Source organism: Bacillus sp. 05T21 (assembly GCF_056396785.1).
In genome coordinates this window covers 1-17921 of record NZ_JBFTMD010000035.1, presented here as the reverse complement: position 1 = coordinate 17921, position 17921 = coordinate 1, and the positions used below count along the sequence as shown (strand labels likewise).

Genomic DNA, 17921 nt, shown 5'->3' with positions numbered 1-17921 from the left:
ATTTTTCACCTATTAAATTCAGCACTTATTGGCATATGATCACTAAACTCAATCCACTCTTCATATGAACCTACTTCAATAGATTCTAATTGGTTAAGGAATATTTCAGAAGCAAACAAAAAATCAATATGGTAAGAACTTGTTTTGTCTTTTCTATGATAATAGGTTGGGGATTTTTCCTGCCCTTGTTTTTCATAAGTATTACAATGATATGCACTCTTAATCCCAAACCCTTCAAGAAACTCAACAACCTCAGAATGTGTCTTAACTCTTTTGATATGATCAAATACCTTACTACTGTTCCAGTCACCTACAATAATACATGGCTCCTTTAGCAAAGAAGCATATTTCTCTAACGCTAAATATATTTGACCTATGTAACTACTATAACGTTTTTCACCCTTTTGTGACCAAACTGCAAACTTAATAAACTCCTGTTCACCAGTGACTTTTAATGGAATGATATAGCGGAATTTTTTATCATAATCGGGATGAATTTCAATTTTATACCTTTTATCTAAAGTAATTATTCCAATACCCTTATTTGGATTATCCCCTTCCCATAAAAAGTTATCAGTACTATTTTGAACAACACTCCGCTCCCATTTTTCCGGTTTTTCACACTCTGAAATTACTAATATGTTTGCCTTAAGCGGTAATATTTTGTCGATTTTCTTCCTAAATGCCATACCTGCATTCCATGCAACTATTTTCATTTACCCAGCTCCTATATGTGATTACATAATATTATACAACCCATCAACAACTCTAATGTTTGTGTACATCCGAGGTAATTAATTCATACATATTCAAGTAAGAAGGTCATTGCAATTAATAACTGTTTCCTTTCATGTATTACGACATGAACTAACTATTCCGGTTTGTTTTTTGGTAAATTAAAAGCTTTAAAAAATTCTAAATGTAATTCAGTAATTTCCCTCTCTATAAAATCGATAAATTTATTAATCCCCATATCAGGTGTCTTTGAATTTAGATTGAAATCATAGGATACAATACCTTTAGCATCATCAATATCATAGTATGTTAAATTAAATTTCGGATGATTTTCTATCCCTTTAACTAATTCATTAAAATAGTCTTTAATTGAAACACCATACACCTTTGGTCCTTCTCTATCCTCAATCACTTCTACTTTAAGTTTCATACATTCAATTTTAGTAATATTCACTTGAACCTTCCTCATCAAAGCAGTTTTAGGTTCACCATAATTTATAAGAGCATAAGTCGTATTCAATTCCAGTTGTGTTAAATCCATGCTCATCGCTGCATCCCTGGATAAAAATACCCTCATAATTACATCCCCCCTTCTATGATATTTCACTAAATAAACACCGGTTATATTAGCCAATTAGACATTGCTACCAAACAGGTTCTTATCATTTTAGCCAAGAAGACTCTTTCCTCAAAGAATATGAAGTGGGAAAGTGGGAAATAAATTTCGGTTTGGCATAGCCAAAATATTTTATAAACTAGCTATATAAAGTTCTTTGATAACTTGATATATGAGATTACAGGAAGAAAATAGAGTGCGAAAAACAAGCCATCTGGTTCCTTCGTAAAATATCAACCGTACCAAGAGAGCATCCAAACGTTGGACATCTAGTGTGGCCCCCAAAGTAACGCTTAGGGGGATGAAAGATTACTTTCTTCGTGGAACTGAGGGGTCCCCACATCATACATTGCTAAGAGGCGAGTAGTTCACGGCTCCAATAGTTCCTCTATTTTTTTACTAACGTCACGATAGCTTGCTCCATAATCTCAACGGGAACAATTATTAAAAAAACATTGAATCGCTGGGGAATTTCTTCCTCAACATTAAATAAGATTTGCATCAAAAATGTAAATCATCATTTCCCTGATATTGTCCTTTATCAAGTCTTTGTCTTATAAATAATTCTGCAATAATTAAATTTGGTACCCATGCTAACCAAGCAATAACAGTGTAACTAACTTCAAACTGCTCTAATCCAAATAGCAATACAAACAAAGGTAGCCAGATTCTTAATGTAACTGCCGCAAAAGTTAAGGAATAATTTCTGATCATCCAATTCCGATGGTCTTGAATTTTTTTATTCTTAACTCTATTTAATGCTTGATATGCTGATGTTAGCCAAAATACGGATAACAAACCGAAACCAAGCTTTGCTACCAATCCACCCATAGCATAAAAGGATAAGTACAGTCCTGAAACACCGCCTAATAATATACCAACCATATAGATTCTCCCAACTATTCGATGACGGTTGATATTTCTTCCTCTAAATTTTGTGGATAATGTAAACGGACCGATTACTAATGCTACTATACTAGTTGTAATATGTATAAATAACATAATGTACCAAAAACTACTTAATTTAGATACAAACATAAGCTTCGTTTTGACAAGCCCTGTTTGAAATCCATCCATAATAAAATATTGGACAACAACATAACTTGCTATTAAAATAGCTAAAAAAGTGAATATAAACCAAATCTTCCTATTCAAATTTTACTGCCTCCTTGCTACATTTAGGGAAGTTAGATTATACATTACTGTTCATTCTAGGGAAAAATAGAAAAGCCTTCTTTAATTATTTATTCAACACATTGTTTTTCATCAAAACAACTCTAATTGAAATCTATAAAAAATGAAACTAGATATACCGCAAACAAAAGTTGAGTTATGAATATCGATTCATCGTTAAAGCAACAAAGAGCCGCTTCAGCATATTTACCTGAAGCAGCTCTTGTTATCTCAAAAATGGTAATGATGCTTGCTGAATGCCGCTTTGAGTTGAGACATAAAATGATTTTGCAAATTCCTCATTGTGAATACATTCATCTATTACAAGCATTATAGGAATCTTACGTAGATCTAACATGAGCTCCTTTCTAACATGTTCTGCTAAAGCAAGATTAGATATAGATAATATAAAAATTCCTGGTAAACTCTTCGTGTTTTCGAAGTTTAATAAATTATTTGGTCCATTTTGAATTTGATCTTCCCAAATTTTCAGTCGCGATTTTAAATGTTGTGCATATCGCTGACCCTGTTGTACCCTTTCAAATATGAAGTTTTGATTTCCAATTGGGGTTTTAATTTCTCCAACAGCAATTGGATTATACCCAGTACCAGTACCTTGTAGCTTCGGATACCAGCACCAGTTTTTTAATAACTGTTGGCCTACTGCAAACTCATATTTTATTTGATTCATAGTGACAAATCTTTGTACCCCTGCTACTCCAAGTTTTAACCACTGTTCTGGCTTTAAAGAATAGCTTGTATTACGGTTATGATAAGCCCACATCATCAAATGACCGGCAGTATTTAAAGTGATTGGAGCAGAGGTTTTGGGCTGATCCGGAAATAGCCCCGATTTTATCTCCCATCGACTAACAAATCCATACAGTACCAGCTTTTTCAGCGATTCTGAAACCTGTGACCTACTAATTTTAGATTCCACAAAATTTTTAATTTGAGCTTCAGTAATCGCTAATAAATCCCAAATAAGCTTTAGTATTAAATTGTCTTTTTCATTTATAAAACCTGAATTAATTCTGTCATATATACTACGTAAATCTGTGAGTGGTTTAAATTTATCTGGAAGAATTGGTCCCCCCTGTAAAGAGGGGTCATCCCAAAGTGATAACGATTCGTCCCTATTAAGCCAATATTGAACCGCCTTTCCATTCTCTTGTACGGAAATCTGCGGCGCACTCATTAGTTATATAAAAACGCCGTTGGATCGTTAACTTTTTTGCGTCCAAATGGAAACTTAAAGATAACCCCCGACCCTCTCTCTTTTTCCACATCCACACTTACAATTCTCATACTTACTACGTCATCCAATACTGGCTGTTCGATTGTTTTAGGGACAATTCCTTTAATTGTGCAGCCTTGGTCCAATTCAACAAAAACTCCAAAACGCGGGTCAACATTTACAACCCTTCCTACAATTGTATCCCCTTCAGCTAATTCAGATAATAACTGATAAGGATTTTCCACGGCTGCTTTTCTAGAAACGTGGATTAGTCGCTGTTCTGGATTAAATTGTAGAACCTTAACTGGGATACGTTCACCAATTGGTGCATAGCGATCCACAGCATTTTTATACACTCTTCCATAGTTTAGTTCATGTAATTTCATGAAGCATTCTGCACCATTGATGCGTAAGAATATGGTTGGAACCTGAGCATTCATGTTATACCCAGTTACCTCAGCTTCGTAAGTAGGTTCCTGAAGTCTTTCATCTTGCTCCAATTCTATTGACTCACGAATTAAGGCATCTGCAGATCTCCTGCTTGCTTCTTTTACTGAAACCTGAACTTTATTTACATCCAGTTCATCAAACATTTGTGTAATTATTACATTAAAAATACTACCTGTGAATTGAGTAATACTTCTAAAAGAGTAATCAGAGAAGTCCTCTTTTTTACAAATACCTATAATCTTTCCGTTTTCAAGGGCAAACTCAGCATATTCAGTATCTGAATCGTCTTTATCTTGTCTTTTAACCGTTCTCAATACTGCCTGAATTGGCTCCTTATATCTACGTAATGCTTGTAGCTTTTCATAAGTTTTTGACTCCATAAAAATATCGCCTCTCCCTCATTCAATATTTAAAAATCCCAAAATAATACTTCTACTAGAATTATTGTTACTTTTAACTGAGAAACTAAGTTTTTTAGAAATATTCTCTAAAATTTTTAATTCTCTTTATTCTAGACCTGCCCCTTACCTTATTTATAAGAATTAATGCTAAAATAGCTATATATCTAATCATTTAAACACTGTCTACTTGAGAAGGATCACTTCACCTTTCACTCCATTATTTTTTCTTGCCCATCGACTTAAATGATCGTTTAATAACATCAAAAAAACTTAGAGAACGAACCATGTGATTTGGTTCTACATATTCTCGTATGATTCGAAGAACTTTTTTGGGGTCCTTAGAAGAAAAGCTGAAGGTCCCGTTTCTCTTCGTTTTAATTGCATAACGCGGAATCCATTTTCCCTTAAACATCACAGAGGCTATAACGTGATCTACTTCTTCCCATGGAATTTGAATAAATTTACGCGAGTCACGAGAGTTATAAAATTCAAATCCTTTATCACCAATCATAATTTCCCCATAATCCGCAAGTCCCATAAAAGAAGTGGCATCTATTACTAAATCTACCTTTGTATTAATTGACTGAATCATCAAATCCACTCCATTTCTTTTATCTTATTTATTAATTGCTTCTTTAAGCAATTAATTCAACATAAAAAGTGGCTGAATCAATACCCTCCAGCCACTTTTGTATGCAAACAATCATATATTTGCAGGCTGCAAAGGTCTCCTACAAACTACATCTCAATAATTCCTCAATAGTAAACATTGAGAATTTAGAGCATCAACACTTTCATTATAGAAGTCCAATTACATGACCAACTACCCCAACTATAAATAAAGAAAGAATAATTACAATTGGGCTAACTTTTTTCTTAAGCAACCACATACATAAGAATGTTAGAAGTAATGCAGCTAAACCAGGAATTAATTGATCTAAGTTATTTTGTAAGGTAGTTACTTTCATAGGTGAAAGTGCCATTCCTGAGTTTACTTGTTCAAAAGCTTTACGTATTCCTTCCCCGTTTAAAGGAAGCTTATCCCATTCAATATATGCACCTTTATCTAATTGAACTTTAGATATAACCGGCTGAAATTTAATCGATACCCATCGTTGTACTAAGGCAGCAAGTACGAACATCCCAAGAATTGATGCACCTTTTGTAACGTCTTGTAATAATCCACCTGAAAGGTCATCAGTGATTTTAGAGCCTGATTTATAACCAAATTCTTGTGTATACCACATAAAGCCCCAACGAATCAAGTTCCAAAATAAGAAGAAAATGATTGGTCCAAGAATATTTCCAGTCATCGCTAATGATGCACCTAAAGCACCTAACATCGGACGTAAAGTAAACCAGAATACTGGATCGCCAACACCTGCTAAAGGACCCATCATCCCAACTTTAACACCTTGAATTGCCACGTCATTAATTTCTGCACCGTTGGCACGTTCTTCTTCGAGTGCTAATGTAACTCCTAGAATCGGTGAAGCAATGTAAGGATGTGTATTAAAGAATTCTAAATGACGTTTTAACGCTGCTGTACGATCTTCTTTTGATTTATATAATTTTTTAATTGCGGGAATCATAGAGAATGCCCAACCACCATTTTGCATACGCTCATAGTTCCAGGAGCCTTGTATAAACGTAGAACGCCATGCAACGGCTAAGCGATCTTTTTTTGTTAATTGAATTTTTTCTTCCATTTCTCTTCTCCTCCTCCTACTAGATTAATAATCGTTTAATATATCGCCAAGTGGGTCACCAGAGTTACCTCCGCCCCCGTTGGAAGAACCACCCATTTTAGAAAGTTTTAAGTAAATAAGAGCTAAAGCTACACCCAAGGCACCAAGTGCAATAAGTGTTAATTGAGAAATTGCGGCAATTACAAAACCAATAATGAAGAATGGCCATACTTCTTTTGTTGCCATCATATTAATAACTAATGCGTAACCAACAGCAACAACCATTCCACCACCAATTGCCATACCATCAGTTAACCATGCAGGCATTGATTCCAAGAATGATTGAACGCTTTCTGCAGGGATAAACAAAAGTGCTCCTGCCGGAATCACAATTCGGATACCTTGTAAACAAACTGCCATGATGTGTAGTATTTCAATTTTTCTCATGTTTCCTTCTTCAGCTGCCGCATCCATCATGTGCACGATAGGAACTGCAATTGTACGAACAAGCATTGTTAAGAAAAGACCTGCTACTGCAAGCGGAATTGCCACTGCAATCGCTGATGCAACTCCCTTAACACCTTGACCACCTAATACTAAAATAATTGCCGATGCAACTGATGCTAACGCAGCATCTGGCGCTACAGCTGCCCCAATATTCGCCCACCCAAGTGCAAGCATTTGAAGTGTTCCACCTAGAACAATTCCAGCCTCTAGGTTCCCTGTTACTAATCCGATTAGTGTACATGCTACTAGTGGCTGATGAAATTGAAATTCATCTAGTATTCCCTCTATACCAGCTAGGAAAGCAACTAACAATACTAGAACTATTGATATAATAGACATAATAGCCTCCACTTTGTTTGACTTTTTATATCACTAAGCTAATTCAGTTTTCGCTTTTCTCAGAATGTCATCTATGTTTTCCCGAGAATCATTTGGTACTTTACGTACATCAAATTGAATGCCTTTTTCTTTCATTTTATCGAAAGCTTCAACATCTTCACGTCCCATAGAAAGTACTTTATTAACAACAACTTTACCAGTTGTATGGGCCATAGAACCAACATTAACCTCTTTAATATCCACCCCTCCTTCAATAACTTTTAGAACATCTTGTGGATTTTCAAATAGTAATAATGCTTTTGTATTACCAAAACGTGTATCTTTTGCAACTTCAATCATTTTGCTGATAGGAATAACGTTTGCCTTAACCCCTGGAGGTGCAGCTTGTTCAATCAATTTCTTACGAAGATCGTCTTTAGAAACTGCATCTGAAACTACAATAATACGATTTGGTTGTGTAGACTTTGTCCATGCAGTCGCTACCTGTCCATGTAATAAACGAGAATCTATACGAGCTAAAACGAATTTAATTTTCCCGTCACCAACTACTGTTCCTGGAGCAAGTACACCTTTTGATTGTTTAGCTCCAGCAATTGCTACAACTGTTTCGTCTTTAGGCTCTAGTGCTTCGGGTTTAATTCTTACCCCTTCTTTTGCCGTTTTAACGATATGTGCTGCGATTTCTTGAGCAGACGTCATTGAAAAACGAGATGCATACGCTTCAATCACCATTGGTAAATTCATACCAGCAACGATTGCCCAATTGTCTTTATGCTCTTCATACATGCCGTTCGCTTGATTGAATGGAGTACCGCCCCATAGATCAACTAAGAATAATACTTCATCTTGATTATCAAAAGATGCAACCGCAGCTTCCATTTTTGTTCTTAGGTCGGCCGGACCTTCGCCTGGCATTAAGGTAACAGCCTTAACGTTTTCTTGTTCTCCAAAAATCATTGCGCCAGATTGTAAGATACCTTCAGCAAATTCGCCATGACTTGCTAGGATAATCCCTACCATATTAATACCTCCTAAATATTCCCTCCTATTTTTTCTGAATAGACACAACTGTTTCGTCTTTTTTCGTCAGTCTTTGTCTATTGAAAAGGTAACTTTTTCTTCCCTGAGAAAACCACCTCCTTTATTTCTAGTAATACTCTCGGAATTCATCATTCTGTATCGGTCCTGTCCTAATAGCCAAGATTTATCATTTATTCACCCCCAGAACAAAACTGGTTCTTGAGACTTTTAAAGCGGTTTCAAAACCGGCGAGGAGGCATTGTTGTTGCCTATCTCTTCGAAAATTGAGAGATTGCTGTGAAACCTGTTTCTCATTCTCATCAGGACTACTTGACCTTCTCCTGACAGACCGCCTGTTTTATTCTGTTCCTCTATGAGATTACGATGCGAGGCGGCGGATGGTGTACTATCGCCACTAGCCCCCCCCTAACAGTACTGCGCCAGATTAAATGATTGATGAAAGCTTAGTCATAAAACTCATTTTGTTGTTCCATATGTCACTTGTGAATTTATTCACAAATAGAAGTAGCAAATAAGACGCTTTTATACAATGCCAGATTAACTAATCATTGACTTAAAACCTATAAAGTCAATAAAGGGTCTGCTAAGTAATAAAATTCACTGCCATAACTTATATTGCTAGAATGCCTTTCTATCACACATTCACTATCAGAATCTAATACTCAGTTGTCATTAAAAACGCTAATACATCTCTTCAAACCTTAATAAAAGCATCTACAATTACTGTATTTCAATATCAAGAAGTTAAAAGTTTTATTTTTTACCGTAACTTCCGGAAAAATAGTAATTTTACCTCATTTCATGACGTAAATAAGATAAAAACTTCATTACTTTCTTTTATTCCGTAAGCTTTTGAATATAAGACGGCTTTTCGATCGTCCTTATTAGCTAGCAGAAATACGGCTCTGTTGCAAAGTTTGAAAAAAGCATAAACAGGTTAGTAAATAAGGCACAATGTTTAGGAAGTAGCTAGTTAATTTTGATCCCCCAAAAAAGAGTACAAAAAGTTACCCTCATCAGAAAAAATCAAACTAATGTTTTCTAAGCTATACTCCAAACACAGTCATTCCTAGATAAACTAAAATATAACTCATTAAAACACTTGTCAGAATCAAACTTTATTCAAAGGCTATAGCTCGTTAATTTGTGTTAAAATAAACAAAAATCATTTATACGTTATATACGGATAATAAGAATCATTGTAAGCTTGAAATAATACAATTAGTGTTACCTACCAAACCGTATTCCCCAAAATTATTAGGTAATATAAAATGGTCTCCTTTTTTAAAGAAAAAGTGTTCGCCGTCTTTAATTAACTCACCTTCTCCCTCAATTACACTAACAAGAAGGAATGCTTTTTGTTGTTTCAAACTAGCTGATCCATCTAGCTCCCATTTTCCCACTGAAAAATACGGGCAATTGATAAAGTTTGTTACGCTCAAATCATCTACTTTTTCATGTTTTACAGTTAATTGATTCGATATAAACGGAATTTCGGTTACATCAATACTTTTTTCAAGATGAAGCTCACGTAAATTCCCCTCCGAATCTCTTCTATCATAATCATATAATCTATAGGTTGTATCAGAGTTCTGCTGTGTTTCTAATATCAAAATCCCTTTACCGATTGCATGAACAGTTCCACTTGGTACATAGAAGAAATCTCCCGGTTTCACCTTCACACGATGTAACAGTTGATTCCATTCTTTCTGTTCAATCATAGCCATGAACTCTTCTTTTGTTCTCGTATGATGTCCATAAATAATTTCTGCGTCTTCTTTGGAATCGATTACATACCAGCATTCTGTTTTTCCCAGTTCTCCATTTTCATATACACTGGCATACTCATCATTTGGATGAACTTGAACAGATAGGTCTTGATTAGCGTCCAAAATTTTTGTAAGAAGAGGGAAACGATCTCCCTCCACATTTCCAAATAAATCTCGATGTTCTTCCCACAACTCACCTAAAGATAAACCTTTATATTTTCCGTTCTTAACAATACTTTGTCCATGCTGATGTGCCGCAAAAGCCCAGCACTCTCCAGTTTGATTTGATGGAATCTCATATCCAAAAGAAGTTAATTGCGTTCCACCCCAGATTCTTTCTTTAAAAACAGGTGCAAAAAATAATGGTTCAGTCATAATTATAATCCTCCGTTCTATACAATTTCATCTAGTAGCTTATATGCTTCTTGTTTTGTTTGGACGGATAATAACCGCTCTCTATAATTGTCATCCATTAGTTTTCGAGAAAGCATTTGAAGGATTTTTAAATGTTCATTTCCTTCACTTTCTTTTGGCACCGCAATCATAAATATTAATTTCGCTTCCGTTCCATCAAGGCTTTTCCAATCTACGCCAGATTGTTTAATCCCAAATACCACACTTGGTTTCTTAACAGCTTCTGATTTTCCGTGTGGAATCGCAATATTCATACCAATACCTGTTGTACTTTCTTGCTCACGATTCATAATCGCTTGTCTAAATTCTGTTTTGGAATGCAATGTACCAACATGGTTTAATTTTTGAATCATTTCATCAATGACGTCATCTCGTGTTTCTCCTATTAGATCTGTTTCAATCAACTCTAAGCTCGTAATATCTGTTAGTTTTTTTATTTCTACCTTATCTACTTGTTTGCTTTCTTTTTGCGTTTCTTGCTCTACTTGCAGCACTTCTTTCGTTGCTGAAACTTCTTGTATTTGTTCAACTGGTTGTTTTTCTACCTTTGAAATGTCCTTTTTCAATACATTTACTACAACAGCAGTCACAGCGGAACCTACAATTACAGCTACAAAGAACATAAATACATTATCTACTGCTCCTAGCACCGCAACAATTGGACCACCATGTGCCACTCTATCTCCTACATGACCAATCATGGCAATCACAGCACCTGTCATTGAACCAGCCATAATACTTGGAATAACACGAAGTGGATCTTGTGCTGCAAATGGTATCGCACCTTCCGTAATCCCAAATAGTCCCATTGTAAATGATGCTTTACCCATCTCTTTCTCTGAATCTTGGAATTTCCCCTTACCTATGAAAGTGGCAAGGCCCATTCCAATTGGTGGAATACAGATTGCCGCAGCAATCGGACCCATAATTTCATAGTTTCCTTCCCCAATCATTGCTGAACCAAATAAGAATGCAACCTTATTGACTGGTCCACCCATGTCAAATGAAATCATTGCCCCTAAAATTAATGCTAGGAGAATTGAACTTGATCCCTGCATACCCGCCAACCAAGCAGTTAATGACTCAAATGCTTGTGCGACAGGAGCACCAATAATAAATATAAATGCTAAACCAACTACAAGCGAAGCGAACACCGGAATAATAATAATCGGCATAATTGGTTGAATCGCTTTTGGAACTTTTATTTTTTTAATTCCTAATGCTACATGACCTGCTAGAAAACCTGCGATAATTCCGCCGAGAAAACCAGCACCACTTTCACTTCCATAAAAACTTCCTGTCGCTGCAATATATCCACCAATCATACCAGGAACAAGACCAGGTTTATCGGCTATACTATACGCTATATATCCAGCTAAAATTGGAACCATAAACGTAAATGATGCACCACCAATTTGTTCAATTGTTTTCCAGAAAGATCCATCTGGAATCACTAGACCTCCAGGTGTTTTTTCTCCACCGAGCGTCAATGCAATTGCAATTAACAATCCACCAACTACAATAAATGGAACCATAAAAGATACACCATTCATTAAATGACGATATATTGGGTTTTGCTTTCTCTCCTGTTGATTACTTTCAACTGTTTTGGCCTGTGAATGATAGACAGGTACATCGCCACTTGCTACTTTCTGAATTAATTCTTCTGGTTTACGGATACCATCTTGAACTCCGACAACCAACAATTTTTTGCCTACGAATCTATCTTTATTTACCGCTCTATCAGCAGCTATAATGATACCGTCTGCTTCTCGAATATCTTTTTCAGTCAGCTCATTTTCTACCCCTATACCACCTTGGGTTTCAATTTTCATCTGAATACCTAATTTATCCGCTGCTTTTTGCAAATTTTCTGCCGCCATATAAGTATGGGCAATTCCATTCGGACACGATGTAATCGCTAACAGTTTCATTTCTAATCCTCCTCACACTATCGTTGTAAGCGCCTACACATAATATAAATCAATATCGTAATGACAAAAGTTTCATTTTTTACCGTAACTTCCGGAAAAATAAACCTTTTACCGAAATAAACAAAAAAGCGAAGTATTTCGGCCTTCACTTTTCGTTTAATTATGTAAATGCGATAAAAATTTCATTACGTTTGTTTCTTTGGTAAGCTTTTGAATAAAGGATGGTCGCTGACTTATGAAGGATAACTCATGAAATAACTGTTTCGTTACCTCTTTCCCATCACTTTTAACTGCTAGCATAAATACAAGTGACACCTTCTCTGATCCCCAATCAATTGGTTCCTTTAATGTAGCAATTGCAATTACCGACTCTTGAATAAATTTCGGATTGCCATGTGGAATTGCAATCCCTGCTCCAATCGTTGTCGCTGACATCTTTTCTCTTATAATTGCATTTTCTGCATACTCTTTATCTACATAGCCTTTGCTATGCAAAGCATGTGCTAGCTTTTCAATTAGCTCATATGGGTGCTGCACTTCCTGTTGTAAAAATACTAAAAATGGGGATGTATAATTAAGCATAACAAAGTCTTTTTGTTCTTTATAACTCGGTTCATCGCATTCTTTTATAAAATCTCCTAGCTTCTTTTCTTCCGCTCCCTCTAATAATGGGGATACTACGATATGAGGAATAAGTAATTTTGTAAGGGCAATGGTAGAAATAACGAGTTCCACATCATGATGTTTCATTATATAATCTTGTAAATCAGCTTTTGCAATGCAGTCCATCACATGGATATGGCGAAATTTCCGCTCAATTTTTGTCCGTAACAACTGTGACATCCCAATTCCCATATGACATACTATAATTACATTTTTGGGTTTTTCCTGATGATCTAACCGTTCAGCAGATGCTTCAAAGTGTAGCGTAAGATATGCTGCTTCTTCTTCCGGAATATATAGAATTAGAGATTCATTTATTTCTTCTAATACCTGAATCAACATATTAAACATATAAGGATACATTTTTTTTATATCATGTAGCATTGGATTGGATACAGAGAGGTCATAGTTCAAACGATTCAACGTTGTATATAGATGAATTGTTAATCCCTCAATTAAAACTTGGTCTCTACTGAAATCAATTTCATACAACTGTGACATTCGTTTTATTAATTGATGTACAACCCTAGAAAGGATTGGATTACTTTCAGTAAGTTTACTACCTTCCCCTGGCTTGTCTTGATAACGGAATTTCCCGCCCAAAATATGAGCTGTTAAATACGTAGCTTCTTCTTCTGTAAAATGAACAGCGAAAACACACTCTAATCGTTTTAAAAACTCCAATGTCCATTTATATTCTTTTGTTTCTTGTATTATTTTAATTTCCCTTTTAGAAGTTAAAATCGATTGCTTAAGCTTCATTCTCCGTACCATCAGCAACGTATGAACTAATAAACTTTCAAATGCATCATCTGTAAAAAATAATGCATGTCGCTTTTGTAGCGCTTTTAATTCATTCGTAACAAATTCAACCTCATGATATAAAAATTGTTCCTTAATAAATTGATTCGTTAGCTCTGAATTACGAATTAAATCTGATAATCTAGCCAAGGCTTTTCTTTTATTCTTTTCAGTTCCCTTAACAAACAGTCCTATCCTCTGCTTTGAAACAACAGTTAAATCAAAATGATATAACCACTTTTCAATTCTATCTAAATCTTTCTTTATAGTAGTACGATTAACAAAATGTTGAGAAGCCATATCCTGTGCAGTGACTGCCTTTACATTCATTAACAAGTTATAAGCAATTTGCAGGATTCTTTCTTCATCTGATTCATACTTTGTACGATTATTTATGCAGTAAAGTTTATTAAACAAATCTACCTTTTCATATTCCGCAATCTCTAAGTAAACTCCTAAGCCCGGCTTCCTAACAAGAATTGCACTCGCGTAATTCGTGAGGTGATCCTCAATTGCTTTAAAATCATTACGAATTGTTTTTTCAGAGCAATTTACTTGATCAGCAAGGTCTTGTACTAGTAAATAATCATTAGATTCAGATAATAACAGAAACAAAATTTCTCTTTGTCTTGTATTCATGAATTTCACCTATCTCTTATATCCTTCTAAGTTATACACATTACTTCAAAGAATATTTTTACTTTTCCTTATAACTAACACTTTAGATTATATGTATTGATTTTAAAATTCCAACTATGTTACGGTATACACTAATATCTAAATGTAATAACATAACACTACATTGCCCTTACTAGTAAGCATCAAAATTCCCAAGAAGTTAACTCTATTGGGAATTTTGATACTCTTTCAATACTTATTAATATATGATATACCGTTATATGTTATTGACTCAGGAGTTTCTAGATAATACCTTCTCGCGTTGGAAATTCCTTTTATTATATAAACCATTCAAAACGTTACTTATTATCATGCGCCAATACTTTGTGTTTGCATTACTTTACTTACACCTTGGAGTACTTGTTCTTCATCTTCCCCTTTTGCAATCACTTTAATTTGTGCGCCTTTTGGAACACCAAGTGCCATAATACCCATAATAGATTTTAAATTCACTTGTTTTTCTTTATACTCAAGCATCACTTCTGATTTAAATGAGCTAACTGCATTAACTAATGTTGTTGAAGGACGCGCATGAAGTCCCCCATCTTCTAATATTGTAAAGAATTTTTCAACCACTTATGATTCCCCCTTCAGTTTTCTAAATTCATCAAGGTCACATTCTAAGTATCTTCGCCAAGAATAGAAACCGCTTACATTTAATATATAGTAAAGCAAACTAAGTAAAAGTTTTATTTTTTACCGTAGCTTCTGGAAAAGCTGTTTTTATCTTTTTCCGACAGAAGATCCCCTCCTCTGATATTACGCGAGGTTAGGGGTATACAAGTTTCTCTAAAAAACATTAAAAAGATTATATTTAACTATAAACATTCGAATGATTTTTAATGTTTTCTGGATACAATTCAGCCAGCATTTTAACCGAATTCACTTTCCAGAATTCACTAAAAAATGTAATCATTTTTTCTCTATCATCCATCCCTTCACCCCTATTCTATATAATTCTGATATAGAATAGGGGTGAAGATGTTACAATTTCGTTTCGAATGATTATTATTGCTTCCCCTTTATGCATCCAAGTCTTATTTGGTTCTTCTCTTAAATCCCACAGGTTAATTTGACCTGAAAATGCTGCGTTTTAGCATTTCATAGGTAGAACGGCTTCCAGGCTTATTATGGTGGTTACTTACTTAATATACGTGCTAGTACATCGTCCATCCTCATACCTTTCTGCTAATCTATCATTCTCAGGACATTATAAAGCTTTATTCCCGTATAATACTTTCTTTGGATTTAAAACTATAATTAAAATCGCAACTATCAAATAAAAAATGGCATTATACATAATTAATTCAATTAATTATGTATAATGCCAATATATAAATCAAAGAAAAAATGGATAATCATTGGAATAATTAAATTTTGATTTAAATTATAAAATGCTGTCATGATAATTGTAGTAGTTATAATTGAAATCATAAAAAACAAAACATATTTGATTAAATTACTGCCTGTAAGACCTGTAGTAAACCATATAGGTAAATGCCACATTCCCCACCAAAAACCAATAATTATTGAAGATTTTAGTGGAGAATATTTTTTTTGAAGCTCCATTAGTGCAAACCCCCTCCACCCCAATTCTTCTCCTAGTGGTCCGGACACAATGGTTTTAACAAAGTAATAAATTAACACACCCCAAGTAGTTCTATTAAAAATCGAGTTTGCTTCACTGTTAATCGACACGAGAAACAACATCGTCAAAAATATATTTATTTAAATCATACTTACAGTAAGAACTATAGGGAAACTAAGTTTATTTTTAAATCTAGCTTTTACGAATCGAATAAAACTCTGTCCAGGATATAGTTTTTTAAATAGCAACACAAAAGCAAAAGTGGAGGACCAAGCTGATATACAAAGTGTTACATCAAAAATCTGCGTTGGAAAATCTAATAACTTTGTGATTCCTACAAGAAGAAAAAGTGGCCAAAAAATAATGTTGGTTAATAATATAAAACTTACCACCGGTTTTTTCAGTCTTTTATCTCCATTCACATACAATCCCACCTTAAACTAAATTTTAATCTAAATAATAGTACTTTGATTTACGGCATCTGATCCCTTAAATCAGCTAGTGGGATAACCTTGTCAACAAGCCATAACTTCTTATTTCCATCATAGATAAGATTTATTTGCATTAATGACATATTATCAGATGAAACACCATTAACTGTAATTTTACTCTTCACTTTTGCTAATACATTTGCTTTTGTAGTATCCAAAAATGCATAATACAACTCGCCACCTGTGTATTCAGATTGAAATGAAACTTTCTTCTTTTCTTTCTCATCTCCAGTTCCAGGAGTAGATTGTGTTGGTCCACCTGGTGGTGTTAATTCTTTCTTTGCATTTGGTGTTATATATGCATCAATATTGGCAAGGTATGATTCGCCTTTACCAGTGTCATAAGTACGAAAAGCTTTAAGAAATCGTTCTGCAGCTTCCTTTACTTGTTGTTGATTGTTACTCTTTAGAGCTGATAACTCCTTTTTCGTATCATTGTATTGTGCCTCCACCTTTTCCACTTTTTTCGTTAATTTTATATTATCAGTTTTAAGTTTCTCATTATCAGATTGATATTTTATTAAAAACCCTACGCTAGCTATTAATAAAATTGCTATTATAATGGTAATTTTCTTCATCATTTACCCCCTTTTCGCAGTTTCATAAGTTGCTAGGTGTTACATGCATTATTATCTAACTACACGACCATATCCCGCAAAATGCTGTTGAAAATATGATTTACTTAAATCAGCATAGCCAATCGGATCGCCAGCATGATACATTGTATTATTTCCTACATAAATGCCAACATGCGTAATGTAGTTACTTGTAGCATAAGTACTATGGAAAAACACTAAATCTCCTGGCTTAGGATCTGTTACACGTTGGGTTTTATCCCATTGGGTTTGTGCAGTACCAAATAAATTAATACCAACTCTTGAATACGTATACTCAATAATTCCACTACAGTCAAATGACGTATTTGGTGTTCGCCCTCCAAAAACATATGGCCATCCTTGATACTTTAGTGCTTCTGCCATAATGGCTTGGAATACATCATCACCTAAAACGCTACCGCCAGCAATTCCACCAGAACCACCAGGGGTTTGACCAGGTTGATAGTATCTCATAATATGTGGGACATAGTCTGGATCACCATAACACCAATTATTAGCTACTGCCTCCGCACTTCGCCATGATGCACATCTATAACCATTTTTAGCTGATTGCTCTGCAGAAAATGCCCTTGCATTCTCGTGTGTATATCCACCTTTCGAAACTGCATAGTTAGCGTATCCGGTTCCATATAGTGATAGGTAAGGTTTTGACGTTATCTCCACCTTTTCCCCCACTTCACACCGTACGTGAGACTTTCACCTCATACGGCGTTCCATCTAATTCAATTGACCAACTTTTGTATTGAAGAAAAGATAGGATTTCGACGCGCTGATATTCC

At 34.9% G+C, this 17921-nt stretch carries 14 protein-coding genes and 2 pseudogenes; all 16 read right to left on the bottom strand.

Annotated features, from left to right (window positions below):
* Nucleotides 1-5: 5 nt before the first annotated feature.
* The gene (locus AC1DKZ_RS29585) at nt 6-716 is read right to left on the bottom strand and encodes an endonuclease/exonuclease/phosphatase family protein (RefSeq protein ID WP_476997669.1); all 711 of its coding nucleotides are present in this window, start codon (nt 714-716) and stop codon (nt 6-8) included.
* Between the two features lie 155 nt (nt 717-871).
* Nucleotides 872-1312 carry a hypothetical protein gene (locus AC1DKZ_RS29580; RefSeq protein ID WP_476997668.1) on the bottom strand — a complete coding sequence of 147 codons (441 nt, stop codon included), beginning with the start codon at nt 1310-1312 and terminating at the stop codon, nt 872-874.
* 540 nt (nt 1313-1852) lie between these two features.
* Entirely contained in the window at nt 1853-2506 is a 654-nt protein-coding gene (locus AC1DKZ_RS29575; protein WP_476997667.1) for a DUF2306 domain-containing protein, read from the bottom strand.
* Nucleotides 2507-2750: 244 nt separating this feature from the next.
* Nucleotides 2751-3722 carry a hypothetical protein gene (locus AC1DKZ_RS29570; RefSeq protein ID WP_476997666.1) on the bottom strand — a complete coding sequence of 324 codons (972 nt, stop codon included), beginning with the start codon at nt 3720-3722 and terminating at the stop codon, nt 2751-2753.
* On the bottom strand, nt 3722-4591 hold the full coding sequence (locus AC1DKZ_RS29565; RefSeq protein ID WP_476997665.1) for an RNA-binding protein: 870 nt from the start codon (nt 4589-4591) through the stop codon (nt 3722-3724). Before AC1DKZ_RS29565 ends, AC1DKZ_RS29570 begins: the two co-directional genes overlap by 1 nt.
* Before the next feature lie 238 nt (nt 4592-4829).
* Nucleotides 4830-5204, bottom strand: a complete 375-nt coding sequence (locus AC1DKZ_RS29560; protein ID WP_377867380.1) for a DUF956 family protein — start codon at nt 5202-5204, stop codon at nt 4830-4832.
* A gap of 205 nt (nt 5205-5409) precedes the next feature.
* Entirely contained in the window at nt 5410-6321 is a 912-nt protein-coding gene (locus AC1DKZ_RS29555) for a PTS system mannose/fructose/sorbose family transporter subunit IID (RefSeq protein WP_377867381.1), read from the bottom strand.
* A 24-nt stretch (nt 6322-6345) separates the two neighbouring features.
* The gene (locus AC1DKZ_RS29550) at nt 6346-7146 is read right to left on the bottom strand and encodes a PTS mannose/fructose/sorbose transporter subunit IIC (RefSeq protein WP_377867382.1); all 801 of its coding nucleotides are present in this window, start codon (nt 7144-7146) and stop codon (nt 6346-6348) included.
* A 33-nt stretch (nt 7147-7179) separates the two neighbouring features.
* Complete coding sequence (locus tag AC1DKZ_RS29545; protein ID WP_377867383.1) at nt 7180-8166, bottom strand: mannose/fructose/sorbose PTS transporter subunit IIA; 987 nt, start codon at nt 8164-8166, stop codon at nt 7180-7182.
* Between the two features lie 1217 nt (nt 8167-9383).
* A complete protein-coding gene (manA, locus tag AC1DKZ_RS29540) occupies nt 9384-10331 on the bottom strand; it encodes a mannose-6-phosphate isomerase, class I (protein ID WP_476997664.1) in 948 nt (315 codons plus the stop codon).
* Nucleotides 10332-10348: 17 nt separating this feature from the next.
* On the bottom strand, nt 10349-12304 hold the full coding sequence (locus AC1DKZ_RS29535; RefSeq protein ID WP_476997663.1) for a fructose-specific PTS transporter subunit EIIC: 1956 nt from the start codon (nt 12302-12304) through the stop codon (nt 10349-10351).
* A gap of 156 nt (nt 12305-12460) precedes the next feature.
* Entirely contained in the window at nt 12461-14407 is a 1947-nt protein-coding gene (locus tag AC1DKZ_RS29530) for a BglG family transcription antiterminator (RefSeq protein ID WP_404511717.1), read from the bottom strand.
* A gap of 348 nt (nt 14408-14755) precedes the next feature.
* Nucleotides 14756-15022 (bottom strand): phosphocarrier protein HPr, encoded by a 267-nt coding sequence (locus AC1DKZ_RS29525; RefSeq protein ID WP_404456865.1) that lies wholly within the window; start codon nt 15020-15022, stop codon nt 14756-14758.
* 634 nt (nt 15023-15656) lie between these two features.
* Nucleotides 15657-16456 (bottom strand): annotated as a pseudogene (locus AC1DKZ_RS29520) (CPBP family glutamic-type intramembrane protease).
* Between the two features lie 50 nt (nt 16457-16506).
* Nucleotides 16507-17103 carry a hypothetical protein gene (locus tag AC1DKZ_RS29515; protein ID WP_476997662.1) on the bottom strand — a complete coding sequence of 199 codons (597 nt, stop codon included), beginning with the start codon at nt 17101-17103 and terminating at the stop codon, nt 16507-16509.
* A 51-nt stretch (nt 17104-17154) separates the two neighbouring features.
* A pseudogene (locus AC1DKZ_RS29510) lies at nt 17155-17772 on the bottom strand (C40 family peptidase); the annotation flags it as partial.
* Between the last annotated feature and the right edge of the window lie 149 nt (nt 17773-17921).

Bases quoted from the DNA above. Each gene is read 5' to 3' on its own strand.
- AC1DKZ_RS29585 (WP_476997669.1), bottom strand. From the start codon at position 716: ATGAAAATAGTTGCATGGAATGCAGGTATGGCATTTAGGAAGAAAATC.
- AC1DKZ_RS29580 (WP_476997668.1), bottom strand. From the start codon at position 1,312: ATGAGGGTATTTTTATCCAGGGATGCAGCGATGAGCATGGATTTAACA.
- AC1DKZ_RS29570 (WP_476997666.1), bottom strand. From the start codon at position 3,722: ATGAGTGCGCCGCAGATTTCCGTACAAGAGAATGGAAAGGCGGTTCAA.
- AC1DKZ_RS29565 (WP_476997665.1), bottom strand. From the start codon at position 4,591: ATGGAGTCAAAAACTTATGAAAAGCTACAAGCATTACGTAGATATAAG.
- AC1DKZ_RS29560 (WP_377867380.1), bottom strand. From the start codon at position 5,204: ATGATTCAGTCAATTAATACAAAGGTAGATTTAGTAATAGATGCCACT.
- AC1DKZ_RS29555 (WP_377867381.1), bottom strand. From the start codon at position 6,321: ATGGAAGAAAAAATTCAATTAACAAAAAAAGATCGCTTAGCCGTTGCA.
- AC1DKZ_RS29550 (WP_377867382.1), bottom strand. From the start codon at position 7,146: ATGTCTATTATATCAATAGTTCTAGTATTGTTAGTTGCTTTCCTAGCT.
- AC1DKZ_RS29545 (WP_377867383.1), bottom strand. From the start codon at position 8,166: ATGGTAGGGATTATCCTAGCAAGTCATGGCGAATTTGCTGAAGGTATC.
- manA (WP_476997664.1), bottom strand. From the start codon at position 10,331: ATGACTGAACCATTATTTTTTGCACCTGTTTTTAAAGAAAGAATCTGG.
- AC1DKZ_RS29535 (WP_476997663.1), bottom strand. From the start codon at position 12,304: ATGAAACTGTTAGCGATTACATCGTGTCCGAATGGAATTGCCCATACT.
- AC1DKZ_RS29530 (WP_404511717.1), bottom strand. From the start codon at position 14,407: ATGAATACAAGACAAAGAGAAATTTTGTTTCTGTTATTATCTGAATCT.
- AC1DKZ_RS29515 (WP_476997662.1), bottom strand. From the start codon at position 17,103: ATGAAGAAAATTACCATTATAATAGCAATTTTATTAATAGCTAGCGTA.